The sequence below is a fragment of the Flavobacterium luteolum genome (genome assembly GCF_027111275.1).
GTDB classification, from domain to species: Bacteria; Bacteroidota; Bacteroidia; order Flavobacteriales; family Flavobacteriaceae; genus Flavobacterium; species Flavobacterium luteolum.
This window is the reverse complement of record NZ_CP114286.1, coordinates 3,841,188-3,863,896: the sequence shown is the minus strand read 5'-3', so window position 1 is coordinate 3,863,896 and position 22,709 is coordinate 3,841,188. Positions and strand designations below refer to the sequence as shown.

Sequence of the window (22,709 nt, the reverse complement as noted above, 5' to 3'; positions counted from 1 at the left end):
GTCGGATTTCTTTTTTAGCCACAGATTAAAATGATTTTATGGATTTTTTTTATTTACACTTCAATCCAGAATAATACAAAATCATTTAAATCTGCGTAATCTGTGGCATAAAATTATCAACTAATAATAATCTTATGTTCATGACGGTATTGCGAAGCGCTTTTACCGGTGTATTGTTTAAACGATTTACTAAAGTGGCTGAAATTATTGAAACCGCTTTCGTAACAAACCTCATTAATACTCATAGGCTGTTCTGCCAAAAGTTTTGAAGCGTGCACTAAACGATATTCATTTACAAACTCAGTAAATGTCTTGTTTGAAATCTTCTTGAAATAACGGCAGAAAGATGGCGTAGTCATGCTTACCAGACTCGAAACCTCATCTATAGAAATAGATTCCTGAAAATGATCTTTCACAAAATTGAAAACCACATTCATACGATCGTTGTCTTGCGTTTGCAATTCCATCGAAAACCCGTCAGCATTTAAGATGGTATATTCTTCAGCCGATTCCAATTCGTCTAAAACACTCAAAAGCGTCATTAATCTCTGAAATGGCGGTTCATTTTCCATCATTTCAATTTTCTTTCCGATACGCTTTTTCGTTTCGCCACCAAAAGCGATTCCGCCTTTAGCTTGCTTTAAAATATTCTGAACTTTTCTCATTTCGGGAGCCACAAAAAAGTCGCTTCCTAAAAATTCAGGCTTAATATGGATAACGGTTTCCGTTGTATTTCCAGTCTGCTCATTTGTAAAACCGCAATGCGGCAAATTAGCTCCTATTAAAAGTAAACTACCATTGGTATAATAAGAAACATGGCTTCCTATTTGTCTCTTCCCTGCCCCACCGTTTATATAGACCAACTCAATTTCTGGATGATAGTGCCATAAATGAGCTTTACTATTGGTCTTTTCGGCGTGTTTAGCGTAGGTAAAAGAACTTCCGTATGAGTTAGTTATCACTTCAAGAGCTGGGGCAATTGTCTTCATGATAATTTCTTTAAAAAATAATAGCAAATTTAACAAAATCACCTAAAATAATTTAAATTTTAACCTATAACGGTTTCGTAAATGCGAATTTTACATTAAAATAACGTTCTTAACACTGAATAATTTACATCAAAATCGGCTTTTTTTTAGGGTCTTATTTTTTTTCCTGACTTTTTTTCTATTTATCCTATTTAAAACTCGATTTTATACCAATTTGTTAAAAATTGTAAGAAAAATGGAAATTTTAAGAAGTATTCAGTTTTTGAAAAACTTTGAATAAAAACAATCAAATTAACAAAAACACAACATTAAAGTCAAATTTTAACATATAACGGTTTCGTAAATGAGAATATAGCATATAAATTGGAAAATATAGATGTTAAAATACCACACATGCTGCCATAACTTTGCCTTAGAAAAATGAACGAAAAAAATTTAATACTATAGAATATGAAAAAGGTTATGAAATTAAGTTTAGTATGTGCAGTACTTCTAACAGGAATGAGTACTTATGCAATTGATGGAAATGAAGCGTTAAATCTTCATGTATTAAAAGGAAATGGCAAGGTAATTGCTTTTGGAATTAATCAATTACAAAAAGCAGTTATTAGTATATCTGATACAAATGGTAATGTAATCTATACTGAGAATGCTTCTGGTAAAGACGGAATCTTAAGAACTTTCAGTTTAGAAGAATTCCCTCAAGGAAAATATATTTTAGAGGTTGCTGACAGCTTCAAAAAAGTAAAATACGATATCACTGTTAACGCTAATAGTTCTGTTTTGTCTTCAAAAGGAACAGTTTCTGTTAACTAAGAAAATATTAAGGTTAAGTGCAATTTTCTTCACGGCACTTAAAACTTTATACTCTAATACAGTATAAAAAGTGAGGTTAGATAGTTAGTAAGTTAAAAACTTTCAAAAGTTTTAAAAACAGCTCTTTGTGGTTACTGAGCTGTTTTTTTTTGCTTTATACTTTCTTAACAGTAAAGTTTTTTTTACCGCAAAGCGCGCAATCCCGATAGCTATCGGGAACGCAAGGTTCGCAAAGTTTTTTTTGACAAAGCTTTGCGAACTTTGCGTTTATATTCACAATCCGAAGAAAAAAACCTTGTGATTTTTGCGGTTAAATACACATTCAAATTAAAAACTTAGAAGCTTAGTGCCTCAGCACCTTAACATCTTTACAATTTCTTACATTTTTAAACAAATCGTTATCTCAATGTAAATCAAAAATCATCAAAAACGTTGAAAAATAATAACCTAATTAACGAAAACGATAAATATAATTCAAATTTTAACCTATAACGGTTTCGTAAATGAGAATATAGCATAGAAATTGGAGAATATAGTATTGCTTTTTTACTTACAACTGAAGTAATTTAGCATCAGAGAATTAGAACTATTAATTTAAAAACTAAATACCATGAAAAAGATTGTTAGATTGAGTTTAGTAGCAGCATTGCTTTTCACAGGAATAAGCACTTATGCAATTGATGGAACAGCAGACTTTAATCTGCATGTTATTAAAGCTAATGGGAAAATGATCACATTTGGTCTTAACCAAACACAAAAAGCCTACTTAGCTATTTATGACAAAGACGGATCTCTTATTTATTCTGAAACTGCTTCAGGTAAAGATGGAATTCTAAGAACATTTAGCTTAGAAGAATTTCCAGAAGGAACTTACTTCTTAGAAGTAGAAAACGATGCAAAAAAAGCAAAATACGAAATCACAATAACTGACGATGCTACTATTTTATCTAAAAATGCAGTTTCTTCAGTTTACAAACCAGGTTTTGCTAAAAATACAAGCGTGGCAGCACGCTAAAAAGTTTATGCTTTCATAAAGTATAAAAGTGAGGTTAGATAGTTAGTAAGTTTAAAAACTTTCAAAAGTTTTAAAAACAGCTCTTTGTGGTTATTGAGCTGTTTTTTTTTGTTTTATACTTATGTAAGGTTCTGAGATACTAAGATGCTAAGGTTCTAAGTTTTTTTTCTTATGATCTAAATCTTGACACATAAATATAAATTGTTCGTAAAAAAAAGACGCACTGCAGTGCGCCTCTACAGCTAAAACAAAAAAAGAAAAGGCTTAGAATCTCAAGATCTTTCAAAAACTTAAAACCTTAGCATCTTAGTACCTTAGCATCTTTTTTTGTAAATAAATCCTTAATCCATTGTAAACTTAAAATGAAGCTAAACATTGAAAAATAATAATCTAATTAACAAAAACGTTAAAAATAATTCATGTTTTAACCTATAACGGTTTCGTAAATGAGAATATAGCATAGAAATAGGAAAATACAGTTGCGCTTTTTCATGTATTACATAAGTAATTTAGCATCAGAGAATTAGAACTAATAATTTAAAAACGAAGTACCATGAAAAAGATTGCAAAATTGAGTTTAGTAGCAGCGTTGCTTTTCACAGGAATAAGCACTTACGCAATTGATGGAAATGGAGATTTTAATCTTCATGTATTAAAAGCTAATGGAAAACTGATCACTTTCGCACTTAACAAAGTACAGAAAGCCAATTTAGCTATTTATGACACAGACGGGACTTTAATCTATTCTGAAACAGCATCTGGAAAAGATGGAATTTTAAGAACTTTTAGTCTAGAAGAATTTCCTGAAGGAACTTATTTTTTAGAAGTAGAAGACAGTGTAAAAAAAGCAAAATACGAAATCACAATAGGAGATAACGCATCTTTATCTAGAAATGCAGTTTCTTATGTTTACAAAGCAGGTTTTGCTAAAAATACAAGTGTTGCTACACGCTAAAATTTTATACCACAAAAAGGTATAAATTAAGGTTAGAAAATTTTAAAAATTACGATTATAAGAAACAGCTCTTGACGGTTACAGAGCTGTTTTTTTTGTTTAAAAATCAAAAGAGATGATGAAACAGAAAATTTCTGAAAATTATTCTTATTAATTCAACCCTTTGATTTTTAAGTGTTAAAAAATGTTTTCTAAAAACAAATCCGAAAACCCAGTAATTACGTACATAGTTTAAACAAAATACCGAAATAATTACAATTCAGCAACTTATACATCGAAAAGTGCCAATATTTTGCTAAAAATTAAATTTGTATTTGTAGTTTTACGCGTTCCACATTTAGTAATTAACAATTTAAAAAAAACATGACAAAATTTACCAAAGCTGGTTTAGTTGCTGCCTTTTTTTTAGCGACTGTGTTTACCTATGCCATTGATGGAAAAGGTGATTATATTTTAAACATTAAAACAGGAAACGGAAAAGTAGTTAGCTTTACTTTAGACATTGTAGAAAATGCATCTTTCTCTATTTATGACGAGAATCACAATTTACTTTATGCAGGAGACGCTGCAGCAGACAAATTGGAGGTTTCAAAAACTATTAGTTTAGAAAGTTTTCCAGCTGGAACTTATGTTCTTGAATTGAAAGCAAACGACAAAGTGGCGAAACACGAAATTAAAGTTGCTGCTAAAAAAATTAAGACTGTAAAGTTAGACCAATCTGTAAACCAGAGTCCTTCTTTCCGTCGTTAATTTTTTGCCCTAAAAATTAAAAAAGCAGCTCGTACCAGGAGCTGCTTTTTTTTATTTCTCAATTCTTTTCTCTATAAAATCTTTTGAATTTAAAGAAGTTACTACTTTTTTTCCTGTTTTAGATTCCAATTCGTTTAAAGCAACTTTAGCAACATTTCCTCCTTGTTTTGCTACTTCTTTACTTTCATCAAAATTTTCTGGATTTGTAGCACTTGAAATATCTTTTGTAGATGCTTCTGCCAGCATGTTTAAAATCAATTCAGTATTAGACATATTATCTCGCAAATTCTCCTTTTTAAGCCCTTTCAGTACTTTATATTCTTTAGTTGTTTTTCCTGACCAAGCTTTTGAAATAATATCTGTTAAAATAGCAAATTCCATTCCTTCCTTTATACCTCTACTTTTCCATTCTCTAGTCAATTCATTCCGAATTTCGATACTTTTTAATCTCTGATTAATCCAACTTTCTGAATAACCCAATTGCATATATTGTTCTAAAGCTCGATCAATTGTAATTTCAGGATCTTGCATTTCATCTAAACGTTCAGATGCAATTTGCGCTAGCCATAATTTAAAAGGCTCTGCTTTAGGCGATGGAATAGATTGTATTAATCTAAATATTTGTTCTGTGTCTACAACATCTGTTTTATAATATTTACCGTCAGTGGCTTGCATTTTCAGTTGACTACAATTTGTAGTCAACTCACTTCCTTCTTTTTTTAAACGAAGTTTTAATACACTCCAGTACTTCCTTGCATTAGGGCTATCAGTTAATACTTGTATAACATCAACTATAGAAAAATACCATTTTTCTTGCTCTTCATCCCAAATTGCCCTTACTTTCTTCTTTTCAAATATTTGAATAGCACCTTCTTCTTTCATTTTTCTTTACATTCTTTATTTTTACAAAAATAAGAAAAAACACACAATTAATTAACAAGTTAATAATAAGTTCTCACCAATACATTACAAATTTAAGCAGAAAACCAACTCAAATAAATTGTCTCCTATTTACATTTTCTATTCAAATCTGAACCAATTTTTACCAGTTTCCAAAAAATTACTGACTCTGATAAGATGATTATTTTTTTTGTTTCTTTATATACCATAGAATGCATAAAAGCATAAATATAATCTAAGAAATCTATCAATCTGAAACTTTGCCGATATTCTGGACGCACTTCTTCGCTATTGGCAAAACATACATTTCCTGATTCTTTTTCTTCTAAGAATAACAAACCTAAGCGATTCGCAAACAATTTTAATGCTTCGTTATTTAAAAGAATCCTTTCCGAAGTTTTTTGCAATACATCATCAAGCATAAAAAAGGATGTGGCACTTTGCTGCATTTTTTGAACGTAAAGCTCAAGATCATTATTGTCAGAAAATGTAATCTTAGTCTTTTCGCGTTGCAAGCTTTCTATTTTATCTAGATAATCCTGTATTGTCATCGTAATGTTCTTTCTGATATAAAGTTAAATTATATTCTTTTTAAAAAATAAAAATACCTACCTCAAAATCGTTTTTCACTTTCAAAAAAACATATAAATCAAACAAAATCAATTATTTACAAAAACATAATATAATCGACCAAATCAAAAAAACATCGTTTAAAAACACTTTATATTACTGAGTTACATATCTTTGTATAATAAAAGCATCATTAAATGCAAAATAATAGACCAAAATTGACGTTTATTGATTTAGCAAGCTTTTATCGAGCTGAAAATATTTTCAAAAACAATTTAAAAAATACGATTAAATACCACAACCAAAACTAAACCTATGCAAAAACATTTAGCAATTTTAGTATTGTTAATCGTATTTTCATTTCGCGCCACGGCGCAAAATGAAACTTATTATAGAACCGAAAAAGTCGGCGAAAAATACGCTTATGTTGACGTTATAAAGACCTACGAAAAAGTCGCTGCAAAGGGCTACAAATCTGTAGACTTGTTTCAAAAATTAGGAAATTCATCGTACTCGAATTGCGAACTTGAAAAAGCAGCCGAATGGTACAGCGAACTCTTTGCCCTTACCACAGATTTAGATCCCGTTTACTATTACCGCTACGCAGAATCTTTACGCTCTATTTCTGAAAACGAAAAAGCCGATGCTCTGATTGAAAAATTAAAACGTAAACCAAAAACTTCGATAAAAAAGAAAGTTTAATAAAAGAACCTGAATTGATATATAAAAACCTCTCTGAAATGGGAGGTTTTTATATTTAAAACACACAATCTTGTCATTTTGATCTAAGGGAAAAATCCAGAGCAAGGAAAATTTATTTTCAATATATTTGAGATATGAATGAAAATAAAGACATATTGATCAGGCAAGCTATAAATACAGATTTACCTAAACTTGCCGAATTTCTGCAACATTTAGTGCACGCAGAAAGACCTTTCGACGTAACATTAAAAGAAGGAGAGATTTTTTATTATAGTATAGAGGAATTTATTTCTGACCCCAAATCAGAACTTTTGGTTATAGATTTTAACACTCAAATCGTTGGTTGTGGATATGGCCAAATCCGACAAGCTAAGCCCTTTCAAAAGCATGAATTTTTCGGGTATCTTGGTTTTATGTTTATAGATCCAGAATTTAGAGGAAAAGGTCTTAATAATCTATTAATTGACCGTCTTAAAAAATGGGTTTTATCTCAAGGAATAACCGAAGTTAGATTAGAGGTATATCATGACAATGAAGCCGCTGTCAACGCTTATAAAAAGGCAGGATTTAAACCAATACTTACTACCATGCGTTGCGATATAAGCGAAATGGATGATATTATTTAAACACAATTTTTGTCATTTCGACCGAAGGGAGAAATCACACACGTAATTCCGCAAAGATTGGCGACTTACTTTGTCAAGCTTCTAGTGTGATTTCTCCCTTCGGTCGAAATGACAAATTTCATGAAATTTCGTTATAGGATACTTTACAAATCTTCAATTTATATCTTTACAATTTTCTTATTTATAAGAGAATTTCCATACTTAATCTGAACATTATAAATTCCCTTAGTCAATCTTGATACATCAATTCTATTATCATGAAAAGTCGATAAATCGGTTACCAATCTTCCATTTATATCAAAAATATTAACCGTTTGGATGCTTTCACTATTAGGCAGATTAATTTGAACAAAATCAGTTGAAGGATTTGGATATAAAGTTAATGATGGTTGCTTATCTATTGATATTACATTCAGATTACTTGCATATTTCCACAATTTGTTGTCTTTTGAATAATATAAATAATCATTATAACTAATCGCCTCCGAAACATTGTCTAATGCAGTAATATTTTCAACTTTTTGCAAATTATAATTGAAAATATAACCACTTCTTTCTTGCTTTTCATCTTCAGGTGATGTGATAAAATATTCATTGTTATTAATATTATAAATTAAAGCAGCAGACTCATAAGCAAAAAAGACAAAAGGCTTTGATCTTGATGGCATTTCCTTTATTTCAGATATCTCGTTATTACTAAGCTTCATAGACAACAATGAAGTACCATTAGCACTATTTGGACCACAAAAAATTAAAGAATCGTTTTTATATACAAAACTAGAAGGATAAAAATATTGTGAATTTTGAGCCGAATATATCATAGAAAGATTTTTATTCGCTAAATTAAATTTCCAAATTTCTACATTAAAATAATCCGCAGAAAAAAACATAAAATACAGATTTCCATTAACTTCGATAACATCACTAAAATTTGCTATTTTAAAACTTCCATTCCATACATTTCCTCTATTTATTGTATTTTCAGGAGTTCCATCCGTCTCAAATAAATAATTTCTGCTAACAAAATACAATTTATTAGCGCTTTTAATATATGGACTAAATGCTGCAGTACCTCCTAATCCTGAACCATTGCCATCCATTTGATCTGATATAGGATGTGTCCCTTCTGAAGTTCCATCGCTTCTCCACACTCTAGAATCATTCGAATTAACTACCTGAAAAGTAAAAATAAATATATTATTTAATTCACCTTCAAAAGTTGGTTTATTCCAAATAGGTAAATTATCTTTTATCAATACTGTTCCTTCTTTTGTACCATCCGTTTTCCAGATCTGCAATACATAATCGCTGGTTTTCATTAAAAAGAAAATCGAATTTCCTACAGTTGTAAGCTTCTCAACTCTACCTTTAAGAAAATCTGTAATTTTTACAGTTTCATTTATTCCATCTGTTCGCCAAATTTCTCCATTTGAAAGATTGTCTCTTGCAATAAAAAACAACTTACCATTTAATATAGCTGAACCTGTATTTAATATTCTTTTTGGATTAAAACCTTTACTTACATTCATAGCGTGAAGAATAGCTGTGTTCTCAGGAGTTCCATCACTTTTCCATATTTCAAAACCTGTATTTTCAGCACTAGCTTCAAAAAATAAATTGCCATTAAATTTTAAAAAACTGTTTGGATTACTAGTTAAATCATAGATTTTCTGTTGAGCACTGGTTTCGATAAAAATACAGAGTATAAAAAATAAAAGTAGTTTTGTTTTCATTTGGTTTGTTTAGCAAGTTTTTTTTATTAAAAGTAAATATATAAGTATAAAATAGATGAACAAAAAAACCTCTCATTTCTGAGAGATTTTTCTATTAAATTATAATCTTTCAATTTCACTTAATCAGCAATTTTATAATCGGTAAATTTATAAGTATTGTCCATTTTTCCCATTAATTCAACCGATTGAAAATTAACTCCTTCTTCTGTAACTTGATAATCGTAAACATCAATTACGCCATCGTAGTTATGTAATTCATAATACTTTCCGTTTTCAACCCACCATTTGCCATTTTCAGTTGTTTGATCGACTTTACCGCTTGGATAAATTACAACAAATAATAAAGTACTAGTTCCGTTTTCAAAACGGCATGAAACCCAATATTTACTTACACCATCTTGCTGCTGTCCTGTTTCAGAGCCTTTCCAGCATCCAAAAAGTTTTGAGTCGTATGTTTTGTTTTCTGTTTTATTAGTTGCTTTTATGTCTTGCTTAACCTTGGTCTGGCAAAAACTCAAGCTTGTAATAAATAGCAATCCTAAAATAAAAATGCTTTTTTTCATTTAAAAATTAATTTTTGAGGTTATATATAGTTTTTGGTTTTTATAATTGATTTGCCTTTCCCAGAAAGCTTTTCATCTCTATTTTTCTGGTTGCTAATATATACAAACAAATTTCTTCTAAATTGAGGAAAGCCGTAAAACGATATTTTTTTGTAAAATAAAAAACCTCTCATTTCTGAGAGGTTTCTATATTCTTAAAAAGCTTACTATTTATCTTTTAGCAATTTTTCTAAATATTCTATTTTATCTTTTTCTGATTGAAGCAAACGCTCGTAAAGCTTTTTATTTTCTTCTACCGTTTCCATTAATTTATCTAATGGATTGAAAGTACAATGATTATTATTTCCAAAATGACTATTATGAACCGCTTCATTAAAACTATTGAAATAATTAATTGCAGCTTCGTCTGAAAAATTCTTAATTGCTTCAACGGTTACACCAAGTGCTTTTGCAACCTCAACAAGTTTTTCGTCATCAATGGTTTCGCTGTTTTCCATAGCCGAAATCGCTTGTTGGTTTGTTCCTAAAGCCTGCGCCAAAGCTTCTTGTTTCATATCACGAAGTTCACGAATACGGCTTATTTTTCGCCCTATATGATTTGGTTTTGTTAGTGTGCTCATAATTCAAAGATAATAATAAAGTCTCAAAATCGGTAAAATGTAAAAAACAGATTTTTTTGCCATGCGATACAGTAAAAAATGATTTGGTACAGCAAAATCTATTTCTTCCTTCGCCGAATCAAACAAAAGTACAATTTTTCTTATAATAATTTTGTAAAAGTCAAATTGTAAACTAATTAAAAATATACGCCTTATGGAAACTAACGAAACAGAAAAGCTACAAAAACTGCAAAAATTAACCGCTCAGTATTTTACAACGCTAAAACCAACCAACGAAGCCAATTCTTTTACCGCGCAATTTAAGGTTGTCAATTATTTAGAACTCGGTTGTCTTATTACCGATTTATTAAAATTATGTATTCTGGCACTTGATAATGATATGCATAATTTTTCTAAAGCAGATAAAAGTACAACTATTAATGTTTCGTTGATTTTGGAAACGATTCTGCATTTGTTTCCTATGGATGAAATGGAGTTTTTGGGGTTTGTTGGGGAGGTTGTTGAGTGATTTTCTTCTTTGCTATTCAAAAACGATATAGACATAGCCCGTGGTTTCAACCACGGGAACGTAATATTGTCTTGCTCCGATTGTGTACCCGTGGTTGAAACCACGGGCTATATTTGATAATAGGATTTTTTTGCTGGCGCGAGCGTCTCGCTCGTGCATTACTTTGCGTTCACGAGCGAGACGCTCGCGCTATCGGGGCATTAGTGAACTACTTTTTTAATAGAATTTATTGAGAGGTTTAGATTCTTAAAAGTCTGCATAAAAAAGCCTGAAAGGCTAACAGCTCCAAAATAGGGCAACGCCCTATTAGCTAAAACTCAATACAACTCGAAGCCCTGAAAGGGCAATAGACATTCTTGTCATCTAATTGCTTACACCCTTTCAGGGCTTTCTTATTCAATCCTATTACAGACATTGGGCGTTTGCCCAATGCTAAAATGCTTTTAGGCCTTTGGCCTTATTGGAAAATTTCTAATAAAAAAACCTCCCAATAATCTTGAGAGGTTTTCCATATCATTAAAAAAATCAAAGATTACATATTTCTCCTATACTGCCCACCAACTTCAAACAACGCCGAAGTAATCTGACCCAAAGAACAAACTTTTGTAGCTTCCATTAAATGATCGAACAAATTTTCGTTTTTAATAGCGGCTTGCTGTAAGGTATTCAAATGCTCGTTTACTTTTGCTTCGTGGAAATTGTGCAAGTTATCCAACATCGTAATTTGATATTGTTTTTCTTCCTCGGTTGCGCGAATAACCTCAGCCGGAATTACCGTTGGCGAACCTTTTGAACTCAGGAAAGTATTTACACCCACAATTGGAAAATCGCCATTGTGTTTTAAAGTTTCGTAATACAAACTTTCTTCCTGAATTTTAGAACGCTGGTACATCGTTTCCATTGCGCCAAGAACTCCTCCACGCTCTGTAATTCTGTCGAATTCTTGAAGAACAGCTGCTTCAACTAAATCAGTCAATTCTTCGATGATGAATGAACCTTGAATTGGGTTTTCGTTTTTCGCTAAACCTAATTCTTTATTAATAATCAGCTGAATTGCCATTGCACGACGTACAGATTCTTCTGTTGGCGTTGTAATCGCTTCATCGTAAGCATTTGTGTGCAATGAATTACAGTTGTCATAAATCGCGTATAAAGCTTGTAAAGTTGTTCTAATATCGTTGAAATCAATTTCCTGCGCGTGTAACGAACGTCCAGAAGTTTGAATATGATATTTCAGCATTTGTGCTCTTTCGTTGGCTCCGTATTTATTTTTCATGGCTTTTGCCCAAATTTTACGCGCCACACGTCCAATAACTGAATATTCTGGATCTACTCCGTTTGAGAAAAAGAAAGATAAATTTGGTCCAAAATCGTTGATGTTCATTCCACGGCTCAAATAATATTCCACATAAGTGAAACCATTTGAAAGCGTAAATGCCAATTGCGTAATTGGGTTTGCTCCTGCCTCTGCAATATGATATCCTGAAATAGAAACCGAATAGAAATTACGAACGTTTTTAGTAATAAAATATTCCTGAACGTCGCCCATTAATCGCAAAGCAAATTCAGTTGAGAAAATACAAGTATTTTGCGCCTGATCTTCTTTTAAAATATCAGCCTGAACCGTTCCACGAACTTGAGCTAACGTTTTTACTTTTATTTCGTTATAAACGTCCAATGGTAAAACCTGATCTCCCGTAACACCCAAAAGCATTAATCCTAATCCGTTATTTCCAGCAGGAAGTTCGCCTTGGTACTTCGGTCTTTCGATTCCTTTGTCTTTATATAATTTGTTGATTTTAGCTTCAACTTCTTTTTCTAAATCATTTGCTTTGATGTAAATCTCACATTGCTGATCGATTGCCGCGTTCATAAAGAAACCTAACAGCATTGGCGCAGGTCCATTAATCGTCATACTTACCGAAGTTAAAGCATGAACCAAATCGAAACCTGAATATAGTTTCTTCGCATCATCTAAACAGCAGATTGAAACTCCTGCATTTCCAATTTTCCCGTAAATATCTGGACGCAAATCTGGATCGTTTCCGTATAAAGTAACACTGTCAAAAGCAGTCGAAAGACGTTTTGCTGGCATTCCTGCACTTACATAATGAAAACGTTTGTTGGTTCTTTCTGGTCCGCCCTCGCCGGCAAACATTCTCGACGGATCTTCGCCTTCACGTTTAAACGGATATAATCCAGAAGCAAACGGAAATTCTCCAGGAACATTTTCCTGTAAATTCCAACGCAGAATATCACCCCAACCTTCATATTTAGGCAAAGCAATTTTCGGAATCTGTAAATGTGATAAACTTTCAGAATGTGTTGCAATCTTGATTTCTTTATCACGTACTTTAAAGGAGTAAACTGGATTTTTGTATTTCGCTACTTTTTCATCCCAATTCAGAATAATTTCCCAATTGTAGGGATCTAAATCCATTTTTACTTTATCGAATTGATTCAGTAAAAGATTTAAAAAGATTCTGTTTTCGTCGTGTTCTTGAATTCCGCTTGGTAAAACTGTAGAATCGTCGATTCCAGCTTTATTTATTTGAGGCACTTTCCCAGAAACCGATTCGATGGTTTTGAAAATTCCGTATAATTTCTGCGCTACTTTTTGCTGCGAAAGTGCGATTTCGTCATAAGATCTGTTATTCTCTGCAATTTCAGATAAATAACGCGTTCTTCCCGGCGGAATCACGAAGATTTTCTCGCTCATTTCTTTAGTGATTTCAAAAGTCGATTTCAAATCAGAAGCCGTTTTTTCAACCACTTTATCCATAATTGCTTTATAAAGCGTGTTCATTCCCGGATCGTTAAACTGCGAAGCAATTGTTCCGAAAACTGGCATTTCGTCTGGGCTTTTATCCCAAAGATTATGGTTTCTTTGATATTGTTTTTTTACATCGCGTAAAGCGTCTAAAGCGCCGCGTTTATCAAATTTGTTTAAAGCCACTAAATCGGCAAAATCAAGCATGTCGATTTTTTCCAATTGTGTTGCAGCTCCAAACTCTGGCGTCATCACATATAAAGAAACATCAGAATGATCCATAATTTCAGTATCAGACTGACCAATTCCTGAAGTTTCCAGAATAATCAAATCGTATTTTGCAGCTTTTAAAACCTGAATCGCTTCGGCTACATATTTAGACAAAGCCAAATTTGATTGACGTGTCGCCAATGAACGCATATAAACACGAGAATTATTAATAGCATTCATACGGATTCTGTCTCCTAAAAGCGCTCCTCCGGTTTTTCTCTTAGAAGGATCGACAGAAATTAATCCGATTGTTTTTTCTGGAAAATCAATTAAAAATCGGCGAACCAATTCGTCAACCAAAGAAGATTTTCCTGCTCCTCCCGTTCCTGTTATTCCTAAAACTGGAATTTTTGAAGAAGCATTGCTTTCGTGAATTTTATCAAAAACTGGTTTTGCAATTTCTGGGAAGTTTTCGGCTGCAGAAATTAAACGTGCAATTGCGGTAGGAATTTTATTTTCGATATGATCGATTTCTCCGTTCAGTTTATCTCCAATAGGAAAATCAGCTCGCTGTACTAAATCGTTAATCATTCCTTGAAGTCCTAAAGAACGGCCATCGTCTGGAGAATAAATTCTTGTAATACCATATTCATGCAATTCTGAAATTTCGCTAGGAAGAATTACACCACCTCCACCACCGAAGATTTTAATGTGGCCTGCTCCTTTTTCGCGAAGCAAATCATACATATATTTAAAGTATTCGTTGTGACCACCTTGGTATGAAGTCATTGCAATAGCATTGGCATCTTCCTGAATAGCGGTATTCACCACTTCTTCTACACTTCTGTCATGACCAAGATGAATTACTTCAACCCCTGTTGACTGAATAATTCGACGCATAATATTGATGGCAGCATCATGACCATCAAAAAGTGAAGCAGCAGTGACAATTCTTACTTTATTTTTAGGAATATATGGTATTTGTTGTTCCATTTTATGAATATGATAATTTTAAGCGACCAATGTACAAATTATTTTAATATTTGATCAGTCAAATAACATTATGTTAATAAAAAAGAAAATATTTTTTCTTCAATATAAAGGTAACAATTCTTGCTACTAATTGATATAAGTTAAAGAAAGCTTAAAGACATGGCAATTTCGCAACATTTAAATAAAATCAGGAAACATGTTTCGAGCTCTCTAATAGTAATTTAGCAGTGTAGAAAAGCCCCAAATTTTTACCTAAAACTTACGTAGAAAAGTAATAACGTAAAAATTAAAAAAATGAAAACATTATATTCATTCACCGTCATTTTAAGTTTGAGTTTTTTTGTATTTTCTTTTAACAGTATTGAAAAAAACAATCTTACCTATAAAAAAACTTCAAATCATTTAACTGTTTACCACAATCAAAATGATGTAGACGAAATCTCGAACGACTTCTTTAAAAGATATTCGGATTTAAAAAAATATAAATCAGATGTCATGTCTTTGTATAAAAACAGAACTCTTGGATCTATCTGGTTTGATGAAAACGAAATCAACGAATTTGGTTCTGTTTTGTACGAAAAAGCAAAAAAAACAGATGATTTAATTATTCCTTATCAAAAAGAAATAGACCAACTATTTGATGCTTCATCAGATAAAAGCACTCTTTCTAAAACTGACGCAGATATGCTTTTGAGTTCATTATATATAGTGTACACTAAGAAAAGTAATGCCGACAAGAAAAAATTAGCTTATGATAGCATGCTGAAAGATTTCTTAAACTACAGCACATTAGAAGAAGCAGAAACAACAGCAGTTGCCTCAAATGAAAAAGTAGAATTTGACCAGTATTACAAATTGCAAGATGCTCTAAAAAAATATAAAAGATTAGAAAAATCTAGCAAATATAAACCAATTGTTCCGGCAGAATCACCTTATAAAGAGTTACGTCCAGATGCGGTTTCTAGCACTATTTCGCAAGTTAGAACTCGTCTGTATTTGTTAGGCGATTTAAAAACAGATTCTAAAAGCGATATTTATGATCGTGAATTGATGGACGCTGTAATGAAATATAAAGTCCGTAACGGATTTAAACCTAATTATATTTTGGCAGAAGAACACATTAACGAAATGAATATTCCGCTTGAAGATAAAGTGGCGACTTTAAAACTTAACATGGAAAGATGCCGTGAGATTTCGGCCAAAATTGCTGCCAGCGATGAATATGTTTTGGTAAATGTTCCTTCTTATGAATTGTTTTATGTTAAGAACGGAAAAATAGTTTTGACTTCACCCGTATTTGTTGGTGCACCTTTAACCAAAACAACCATTTTTAATGGAGAAATTGATCGAATTGTTTTTAGCCCATATTGGACAGTACCTCAAAGTATTGTGCAAAATGAGTTGAAATCTAAAATGGCTGAAGATCCTAATTATCTAGCAGCGAAAAACATGGAAATGGTAAACGGACAAGTAAGACAAAAACCAGGACCAGATAATTCTTTAGGATTGGTAAAATTTATGTTTCCAAATTCTGATGATATTTACATGCACGATACGCCATCTAAAACTTTATTCGATTTTGAAAAAAGAACTTTCAGCCACGGATGTATTAATGTTAAAATGGCTAAAGAACTTGCTGTTGCCATGCTGAAAGATTATCCAGAATGGAATCAGGCAAAAATTGATAAAGCAATGGCTGGTAAAACAGAAAACAGTTTTAAGCTGTCTAAAAAAGTGCCAATTTTCATCACTTATTTTACTTCATTGGTAAATGAAAATGGCGAAATAGGATTCTTTCAAGATGTTTACGAAAATGATAAACAAATAACAGAAAATGCAGTTGTAGCTCAATAATACAATTCTAATAAATTATAGAGAGGATTTGTCAATTTTTGACAAATCCTCTCTTTTTTAATTGTAAAAAATCTTAACTTATTTATTCTTAAACCTTTTAAAGGTTCAGATTCTTCGTAATCAAGCCGAATTTTGTTCTTTTTAATTCTGCCATTAATTTTACAGTATTTAAAAGCTAATTATTATGAAAATGAACAACATAGAAGATCTAACAGCTTTTGAAATAACGTCTTAATTCAAATCTATACAACCCTCAATCTAAATTATCATATTAATTAAAGTCTGAAAGGCTTTCCTAAAAATCATCTTGTACAGTTATGAGATGATTTTTTTCATTCCAATTAATAGAAAATCAAAATTATAGAAAACTGAACATAAATACCTTCCATTAAAAAATTATAAAATAAACAAGAAATTATCCTTATTTTAGCTTTGTCATTCACCTAAAAAATTGATTTATGGACGATTCTAATGAGTTAATACAAAAACAAAGCTGGCTAAACCGAAACTGGAAATGGCTTATTCCCAGCGGATGTTTAACTCTTATCATATTAGCGGCTTTATTTATTGGCGGAATTTTCTATGAAGTAACTTCGGTTCTTAAAGATTCTGAAGCCTATAAAGAATCTATGATTGCTGTAGAGAATAATAAATTAGTGGTTGAAAAACTCGGATCTCCCATCGAAACTGACGGAATGGTTTCTGGAGTTGTTACTTCACACAACGATGTACGAGCTTGCGATGTACAAGTTCCTCTAAAAGGTCCTAAAGGCAAAGCAACTTTGTTTGTTGTAGGAGAAAAAAGAGGAAAATGGAAATACAGTGAAATGTCTGTTTATATTGAAAAAACAGATGAGAAAATAGATCTTCTGAAAAAGTAAATAATTCTCTTTCTTTTATTATTATAATCATAAAAAGTCCCAAATACACAAATAGTAATCTGTTGTTAATTATCAAACAAAATCTTTCTTCACCCTGAATAAAATTGTGGCGTTGTTTTTGAATAAGTAGTATTTTTGAAACTTAAATAAAAACCCCAAATGAAAAAGATTTTACTATTAGCCGTTACATTTTCGCTTACTTCTTGTGCACAGGTACAACAAACCCTAAATCAATTGCCTCAAATCGCATCTCAGATTCCAAATTCAGGAACTGTTGATATTGCTTCTGGATTAAAAGAAGCTTTAAATAAAGGAATCACGCAACAAGTAAGTAAACTAACTGCTGTAGACGGATTTTACAAAAACGAAGCTGTAAAAATTTTAATGCCCGAAGAATTACAAAAAGTAGATGCAACATTGCGTAAAGTAGGTTTAAGCTCTCTTGCAGATGAAGGAATCAAAATGCTGAACCGTGCTGCAGAAGACGCAGTAAAAGAAGCAACTCCGATTTTTGTGACAGCAGTAAAAAACATGACGTTTACAGATGCTAAAAACATTCTTTTAGGAAGTGATAATGCCGCAACCAATTATTTACAAGGCAGTACAACAACTGCATTATACGCCAAATTTAATCCGGTTATCAAAAGCTCTTTCGAAAAAGTAGGCGCCGATGCTGTCTGGATAAAAATTATAAACAAATACAATACTATTCCGCTAGTTAAAAAAGTAAATCCAGATTTAACTGATTATACAACCAATCAAGCTTTGTCTGGTGTTTTTAAAATGATTGCTGTTGAAGAAAAAGTAATCAGAAACGATATTTCTGCAAGAACAACGCCTTTATTACAGAAGGTTTTTGCAATGCAGGATGGAAAATAATTCTAAAGTTGCTAAGCTTCTAAGACATTAAGCATCTAAGCTAAAAAACTAAGTGTCTTAGGATCTCAGCAGCTTTGCAACTAACCAAAAACAAACTCAAATGCAAAAAATTACCATACTCATTCACTGTAAAGATCAAAAGAATATTATTGCTTCAGTCACTACTTTTATTGCTAAGGTAGGAGGAAATATTACCTATATCGACCAACACGTGGATGTAGAGCAAAATGTATTTTTTATGCGTCTGGAATGCGAATTCGAAAATTCGACTATCACAGTTGAAAGTTTTAAAGAAGACTTTGATAAAACTCTTGCTGTCAAATTTGGAATGTCTTGGGATTTATACAATCTGGAACAAAAACCTAAAATGGCTTTGTTTGTTTCTAAGTATGATCATTGTTTATTTGACATTTTAGGACGTTACAGTGCCGATGAATTGGGTGTTGAAATTCCGATGATTATCAGTAATCACAATGATTTGCGTTCGATTGCAGAACGTTTTGATATTCCGTTTCACTATGTTCCTTTTACAAAAGATAACAAAGAAGAAGGCGAAGCAAGACAAATTGAGCTTTTGAAAAGATATCAGGTCAACTTTATCGTTTTGGCGCGTTACATGCAAATTGTCACTCCAAAATTGATTTCGTTATACGAAAATAAAATCATCAATATTCACCATTCATTTTTACCTGCTTTTCCTGGTGCAAAGCCTTATCATTCGGCTTTTAAACGCGGTGTAAAAATTATTGGTGCCACAAGCCATTACGTAACAGAAGAATTAGACGAAGGTCCGATCATTGAACAGGATATCGCAAGAGTTTCTCATATTCACTCTGTAGAAGATTTTATCATGAAAGGCCGTGATTTGGAACGCATCGTTTTGGCAAGAGCAATTAAACTACACGCTGAAAGAAAAACGATGGTTTATAGCAATAAGACGGTGGTTTTTTCTTAATTTTTAAGATGCTAAGGTTCTGAGTTTCTAAGATACTAAGTTTTTTATATAGCAAACCCGACAGATTTTAAAAATCTGTCGGGTTTATTATTTATCGATCATAAGCTCAAAAGTTGGCAACTTAGAATCTTAGAATCTTAGAATCTTAGCATCTCAGAAACTTAGAACCTCACCTTGCTTTAATCGCCAATCTAGGATCATCAAAAGCATTAACTTCGGCCATTGTCATTCCTAGAGCGTTTGCTACGCCTTCTCCGTATGCTGGATCGGCTTGATAGCAGTTTCTAATATGACGTACTTGAATAAATTTCTGTGCTCCTCCTACTTGACCCGCTGTATTTTTAAACAAAAGCTGTTTCTTCTCATCGGTCAATAAACGGAACAAAAGTCCGGGCTGAGTGAAGTAATCGCTATCATCTTCTCTAAAATTATGTGCGTAAGCATCGCCGTAAATTGCCAATGGCGGTTCTTTTACTTCTGGCTGATCTTGCCATTCGCCAAAACTGTTTGGCTCGTAGTGTTTTCTTCCGCCATAATTTCCGTCGACACGCATTGCTCCGTCTCTATGGAAACTGTTATACGGACATCTAGAAGCGTTTACTGGAATCTGGTAATTGTTTACCCCTAAACGATAACGGTGAGCGTCTCCGTAAGAAAACAAACGTCCTTGAAGCATTTTATCTGGAGAGAAACCAATTCCTGGAACTACGTGAGCTGGATTAAATGCCGCTTGCTCTACTTCGGCAAAATAATTTTCTGGATTTTTATTCAATTCAAATTCTCCAACTGGAATTAGCGGAAAATCTCCTTTTAACCAAACTTTAGTTAAATCGAATGGATGAAAACGATAGGTTCTCGCCTGCTCTTCTGACATAATCTGAACAAACATTTTCCATTTCGGAAAATTGCCTTCTTCAATTGCATTAAACAAATCTCTTTGATGACTTTCTCTATCTCCTCCTACTAACTTAGCAGCTTCTTCATCAGATAAATTTTCGATTCCCTGTTGCGAAACTAAATGGAATTTTACCCAATGTCTTTCGTTTTGCGAATTAATAAAGCTAAAAGTATGACTTCCGAAACCGTGCATTTCTCTATACGATCTCGGAATTCCTCGGTCACTCATTACAATTGTAACTTGATGAAGAGCTTCTGGCAACAAAGTCCAAAAATCCCAATTATTATCAGCACTTCTTAAATTGGTTTTTGGATCGCGTTTTACAGCGTGGTTCAAATCTGGAAATTTCATTGGATCACGGAAAAAGAAAACAGGCGTATTATTTCCAACCAAGTCCCAATTTCCTTCATTTGTATAAAATTTCATCGCGAAACCACGTATGTCTCTTTCGGCGTCAGCAGCGCCTCTTTCTCCTGCAACAGTTGAAAAACGGACAAACATTTCTGTCTTTTTTCCAATTTCAGAAAACAAGTCTGCTTTTGAATATTTGGTAATATCGTGTGTAACAGTAAAAGTTCCGTAGGCTCCAGATCCTTTGGCATGCATTCTTCTTTCCGGAATCACTTCTCGGTCAAAATGTGCCATCTTTTCTAAGAACCAAAAATCTTGTAATAAAACAGGTCCACGAGGGCCAGCTGTTTGAATATTTTGATTGTCTGGAACGGGAGTTCCGGTTGCAGTTGTTAATTTTTTGTTTGATTCCATTTTGCTGATTTTTAACGTTTTATCAAATATACAAACTTATCCTTAGCATATTCATAAGTAAAATTGATTGTTATTATATTTTAATAACTAAAGATTATTCTATGATGCTGAATGCTCAAAACAGCGATTTGACAAATCTTAACGTATGGTCAACAAAGTAATAACAAAACCTTAACAGCATAAGATTGATATATATCGGACATTTGTAATGTAATAAACTGGTTATTTATTATTTTGGTTTTGGTTAGTTAAATGATGCCGGCTTCTTCGAGATGCCGGCATTCTTTTTTTATAAAAGTTTAGTTTCAGGTTTCAGGTTTTTCTTGGTTTCAAGTTGCTTTAGTTTGAACATAATTTTACCGCAAAGAGCGCAAAGTTTTTTCATTTATTAAGCTTTGTATAAAGTGCAAAGTCCGCAAAGCTTTGTGTAAAAAAACTTTGCGAACCTTGTGTTCCCGATAGCTATCGGGATTGCGCTCTTTGCGGTTAAAAAAATACAATCTTTTAAACATTAACTTATATCCAACAAAGTAATAACAAGACCTTAACAGCATAAGTTTGATATATGTCGGACATTTGTAATGTAATAAACTGGTTATTTATTATTTTGGTTTTGGTTAGTTAAATGATGCCGACGTCTTCGAGATGTCGGCATTCTTTTTTTGGTTAAAAGTTTTATTTGTTTCAGGTTTCAGGTTTCAAGTTGCTTTACTTTGAACATAATTTTAACGCAAAGAGCGCAAAGTTTTTTCATTTATTAGGCTTTGTATAAAGCACAAAGTTCGCAAAGCTTTGTCTAAAAAACTTTGCGAACTTTGCGTTCCCGATAGCTATCGGGATTGCGCTCTTTGCGGTTAAACTTGAAACCTGAAACTTGAAACCTGAAACTTGAAACTTGAAACAAAACTAATTCTTCAATCTTTCATGCAGTAATTTGAAATACGAAAACGCTTTTAGCAATCTGCTTCCGTGCCATGAGAACATTTCGCCGTCTACGAAAATGGTTTTGGCGTGATGTGTAAATCTTCCAATTTCAAAAGCATCTTCTTCTTTAAAAGGATAAGGTTCTGATGAAAGAAATACAATATCTGGATCTCCTTCTAAACGCATTTTCTTTAATTCGATTTCAGGATAACGACCTTTGTCTTCGTAGATATTTTTAAAATGATTGAGTTTTAGCAACTCATTTATATAAGTATCATTTCCTGCAACCATGTATGGATTTTTCCAAATAAAATAGGCAGCTTTCTTTTCTTTTATATCTTGGATATAATTTTTGAAATCGCTTAATGCAAAAGCCAATTTGTCGTTCCATTTCTGCGCTTCGGTTCTGCAATTGAATAATTGTCCGAAATCTGAAATCATTTGGAAATTATCTTCAATAGAAACAATATTTGTAACCCAAACTGGACAAATTGCACTTAACTGTTCTACAATCTCAGGCGTGTTTTCTTCTTTGTTGCAGATAATAATATCTGGCTCTAAAAGCTTTATTTTTTCGAAGTGAATTTTCTTCGTTCCGCCAACAGTCTTTTTGGTAGATTTAAAATGAAACGGATGAACGCAAAACTTCGTAATTCCGATAATTTTTTCTTCTAAACCTAAATCATACAATAATTCAGTTTGTGAAGGAACAAGCGAAATAATACGTTTTGGAGCTATTTCAAAAGAATGAATAGTACCAAGCTGATCTGTTAATTGTTTCATTTATTTAAATTGTGTTTCTTAACCGCAAAGTTCGCAATTTCGATAGCTAT

Annotated in this window: 20 protein-coding genes; 11 read left to right on the top strand and 9 right to left on the bottom strand. The window is 32.4% G+C overall.

Features of this window, described 5'->3' with window-relative positions:
- Positions 1-116: 116 nt before the first annotated feature.
- Positions 117-989 carry an AraC family transcriptional regulator gene (locus OZP10_RS16550; protein WP_177210325.1) on the bottom strand — a complete coding sequence of 291 codons (873 nt, stop codon included), beginning with the start codon at positions 987-989 and terminating at the stop codon, positions 117-119.
- A gap of 450 nt (positions 990-1,439) precedes the next feature.
- On the opposite strand from OZP10_RS16550, the gene OZP10_RS16545 reads away from it, so the two are divergent.
- From OZP10_RS16545 to OZP10_RS16530, 4 genes are all read left to right on the top strand, one after another.
- Positions 1,440-1,805, top strand: coding sequence for a T9SS type A sorting domain-containing protein (locus OZP10_RS16545; protein ID WP_177210326.1), 366 nt, complete (start codon positions 1,440-1,442; stop codon positions 1,803-1,805).
- 610 nt (positions 1,806-2,415) lie between these two features.
- The gene (locus tag OZP10_RS16540; protein WP_281631869.1) at positions 2,416-2,820 is read left to right on the top strand and encodes a T9SS type A sorting domain-containing protein; all 405 of its coding nucleotides are present in this window, start codon (positions 2,416-2,418) and stop codon (positions 2,818-2,820) included.
- A gap of 553 nt (positions 2,821-3,373) precedes the next feature.
- On the top strand, positions 3,374-3,775 hold the full coding sequence (locus tag OZP10_RS16535) for a T9SS type A sorting domain-containing protein (RefSeq protein WP_281631868.1): 402 nt from the start codon (positions 3,374-3,376) through the stop codon (positions 3,773-3,775).
- Positions 3,776-4,138: 363 nt separating this feature from the next.
- A complete protein-coding gene (locus OZP10_RS16530; RefSeq protein WP_281631867.1) occupies positions 4,139-4,525 on the top strand; it encodes a secretion protein in 387 nt (128 codons plus the stop codon).
- A gap of 51 nt (positions 4,526-4,576) precedes the next feature.
- Here the strand turns inward: OZP10_RS16530 and OZP10_RS16525 are convergent, their stop codons facing one another.
- Complete coding sequence (locus OZP10_RS16525) at positions 4,577-5,407, bottom strand: BRO-N domain-containing protein (RefSeq protein WP_281631866.1); 831 nt, start codon at positions 5,405-5,407, stop codon at positions 4,577-4,579.
- Positions 5,408-5,532: 125 nt separating this feature from the next.
- Entirely contained in the window at positions 5,533-5,976 is a 444-nt protein-coding gene (locus tag OZP10_RS16520; protein ID WP_281631865.1) for a hypothetical protein, read from the bottom strand.
- Positions 5,977-6,310: 334 nt separating this feature from the next.
- On the opposite strand from OZP10_RS16520, the gene OZP10_RS16515 reads away from it, so the two are divergent.
- Positions 6,311-6,697, top strand: coding sequence for a tetratricopeptide repeat protein (locus OZP10_RS16515; protein WP_281631864.1), 387 nt, complete (start codon positions 6,311-6,313; stop codon positions 6,695-6,697).
- A gap of 134 nt (positions 6,698-6,831) precedes the next feature.
- Entirely contained in the window at positions 6,832-7,323 is a 492-nt protein-coding gene (locus OZP10_RS16510) for a GNAT family N-acetyltransferase (protein ID WP_281631863.1), read from the top strand.
- A gap of 158 nt (positions 7,324-7,481) precedes the next feature.
- Here the strand turns inward: OZP10_RS16510 and OZP10_RS16505 are convergent, their stop codons facing one another.
- From OZP10_RS16505 to OZP10_RS16495, 3 genes are all read right to left on the bottom strand, one after another.
- Positions 7,482-9,056: a T9SS type A sorting domain-containing protein gene (locus OZP10_RS16505; protein WP_281631862.1), complete on the bottom strand. Its 1,575-nt coding sequence runs from the start codon at positions 9,054-9,056 to the stop codon at positions 7,482-7,484.
- Between the two features lie 119 nt (positions 9,057-9,175).
- Positions 9,176-9,619, bottom strand: a complete 444-nt coding sequence (locus OZP10_RS16500; protein ID WP_281631861.1) for a hypothetical protein — start codon at positions 9,617-9,619, stop codon at positions 9,176-9,178.
- A gap of 206 nt (positions 9,620-9,825) precedes the next feature.
- The gene (locus tag OZP10_RS16495) at positions 9,826-10,239 is read right to left on the bottom strand and encodes a helix-turn-helix domain-containing protein (RefSeq protein ID WP_281631860.1); all 414 of its coding nucleotides are present in this window, start codon (positions 10,237-10,239) and stop codon (positions 9,826-9,828) included.
- Positions 10,240-10,432: 193 nt separating this feature from the next.
- Here OZP10_RS16495 and OZP10_RS16490 point away from each other — a divergent pair, with 193 nt between their 5' ends.
- Complete coding sequence (locus OZP10_RS16490) at positions 10,433-10,747, top strand: hypothetical protein (RefSeq protein WP_281631859.1); 315 nt, start codon at positions 10,433-10,435, stop codon at positions 10,745-10,747.
- A 532-nt stretch (positions 10,748-11,279) separates the two neighbouring features.
- On the opposite strand, the gene OZP10_RS16485 is transcribed toward OZP10_RS16490, so the two are convergent.
- Complete coding sequence (locus OZP10_RS16485) at positions 11,280-14,720, bottom strand: methylmalonyl-CoA mutase family protein (protein WP_281631858.1); 3,441 nt, start codon at positions 14,718-14,720, stop codon at positions 11,280-11,282.
- 294 nt (positions 14,721-15,014) lie between these two features.
- On the opposite strand from OZP10_RS16485, the gene OZP10_RS16480 reads away from it, so the two are divergent.
- The 4 genes from OZP10_RS16480 (at position 15,015) to purU (ending at position 19,289) form a co-directional block, all read left to right on the top strand.
- On the top strand, positions 15,015-16,574 hold the full coding sequence (locus tag OZP10_RS16480) for a L,D-transpeptidase family protein (RefSeq protein ID WP_281631857.1): 1,560 nt from the start codon (positions 15,015-15,017) through the stop codon (positions 16,572-16,574).
- 458 nt (positions 16,575-17,032) lie between these two features.
- A complete protein-coding gene (locus OZP10_RS16475) occupies positions 17,033-17,455 on the top strand; it encodes a cytochrome c oxidase assembly factor Coa1 family protein (RefSeq protein WP_281631856.1) in 423 nt (140 codons plus the stop codon).
- 159 nt (positions 17,456-17,614) lie between these two features.
- Positions 17,615-18,334, top strand: coding sequence for a DUF4197 domain-containing protein (locus tag OZP10_RS16470; protein ID WP_281631855.1), 720 nt, complete (start codon positions 17,615-17,617; stop codon positions 18,332-18,334).
- A gap of 100 nt (positions 18,335-18,434) precedes the next feature.
- Positions 18,435-19,289, top strand: a complete 855-nt coding sequence (purU, locus tag OZP10_RS16465; protein WP_281631854.1) for a formyltetrahydrofolate deformylase — start codon at positions 18,435-18,437, stop codon at positions 19,287-19,289.
- Between the two features lie 169 nt (positions 19,290-19,458).
- Here purU and OZP10_RS16460 read toward each other — a convergent pair whose 3' ends face one another.
- Positions 19,459-20,952: a catalase gene (locus OZP10_RS16460; protein WP_281631853.1), complete on the bottom strand. Its 1,494-nt coding sequence runs from the start codon at positions 20,950-20,952 to the stop codon at positions 19,459-19,461.
- A 906-nt stretch (positions 20,953-21,858) separates the two neighbouring features.
- Positions 21,859-22,659, bottom strand: a complete 801-nt coding sequence (locus OZP10_RS16455) for an ABC transporter substrate-binding protein (protein WP_281631852.1) — start codon at positions 22,657-22,659, stop codon at positions 21,859-21,861.
- Positions 22,660-22,709: the final 50 nt, after the last annotated feature.

Coding starts and splice junctions, on each gene's coding strand:
- OZP10_RS16550 (WP_177210325.1), bottom strand. CDS start 989: ATGAAGACAATTGCCCCAGCTCTTGAAGTGATAACTAACTCATACGGA.
- OZP10_RS16545 (WP_177210326.1), top strand. CDS start 1,440: ATGAAAAAGGTTATGAAATTAAGTTTAGTATGTGCAGTACTTCTAACA.
- OZP10_RS16540 (WP_281631869.1), top strand. CDS start 2,416: ATGAAAAAGATTGTTAGATTGAGTTTAGTAGCAGCATTGCTTTTCACA.
- OZP10_RS16535 (WP_281631868.1), top strand. CDS start 3,374: ATGAAAAAGATTGCAAAATTGAGTTTAGTAGCAGCGTTGCTTTTCACA.
- OZP10_RS16530 (WP_281631867.1), top strand. CDS start 4,139: ATGACAAAATTTACCAAAGCTGGTTTAGTTGCTGCCTTTTTTTTAGCG.
- OZP10_RS16525 (WP_281631866.1), bottom strand. CDS start 5,407: ATGAAAGAAGAAGGTGCTATTCAAATATTTGAAAAGAAGAAAGTAAGG.
- OZP10_RS16520 (WP_281631865.1), bottom strand. CDS start 5,976: ATGACAATACAGGATTATCTAGATAAAATAGAAAGCTTGCAACGCGAA.
- OZP10_RS16515 (WP_281631864.1), top strand. CDS start 6,311: ATGCAAAAACATTTAGCAATTTTAGTATTGTTAATCGTATTTTCATTT.
- OZP10_RS16510 (WP_281631863.1), top strand. CDS start 6,832: ATGAATGAAAATAAAGACATATTGATCAGGCAAGCTATAAATACAGAT.
- OZP10_RS16505 (WP_281631862.1), bottom strand. CDS start 9,056: ATGAAAACAAAACTACTTTTATTTTTTATACTCTGTATTTTTATCGAA.
- OZP10_RS16500 (WP_281631861.1), bottom strand. CDS start 9,619: ATGAAAAAAAGCATTTTTATTTTAGGATTGCTATTTATTACAAGCTTG.
- OZP10_RS16495 (WP_281631860.1), bottom strand. CDS start 10,239: ATGAGCACACTAACAAAACCAAATCATATAGGGCGAAAAATAAGCCGT.
- OZP10_RS16490 (WP_281631859.1), top strand. CDS start 10,433: ATGGAAACTAACGAAACAGAAAAGCTACAAAAACTGCAAAAATTAACC.
- OZP10_RS16485 (WP_281631858.1), bottom strand. CDS start 14,720: ATGGAACAACAAATACCATATATTCCTAAAAATAAAGTAAGAATTGTC.
- OZP10_RS16480 (WP_281631857.1), top strand. CDS start 15,015: ATGAAAACATTATATTCATTCACCGTCATTTTAAGTTTGAGTTTTTTT.
- OZP10_RS16475 (WP_281631856.1), top strand. CDS start 17,033: ATGGACGATTCTAATGAGTTAATACAAAAACAAAGCTGGCTAAACCGA.
- OZP10_RS16470 (WP_281631855.1), top strand. CDS start 17,615: ATGAAAAAGATTTTACTATTAGCCGTTACATTTTCGCTTACTTCTTGT.
- purU (WP_281631854.1), top strand. CDS start 18,435: ATGCAAAAAATTACCATACTCATTCACTGTAAAGATCAAAAGAATATT.
- OZP10_RS16460 (WP_281631853.1), bottom strand. CDS start 20,952: ATGGAATCAAACAAAAAATTAACAACTGCAACCGGAACTCCCGTTCCA.
- OZP10_RS16455 (WP_281631852.1), bottom strand. CDS start 22,659: ATGAAACAATTAACAGATCAGCTTGGTACTATTCATTCTTTTGAAATA.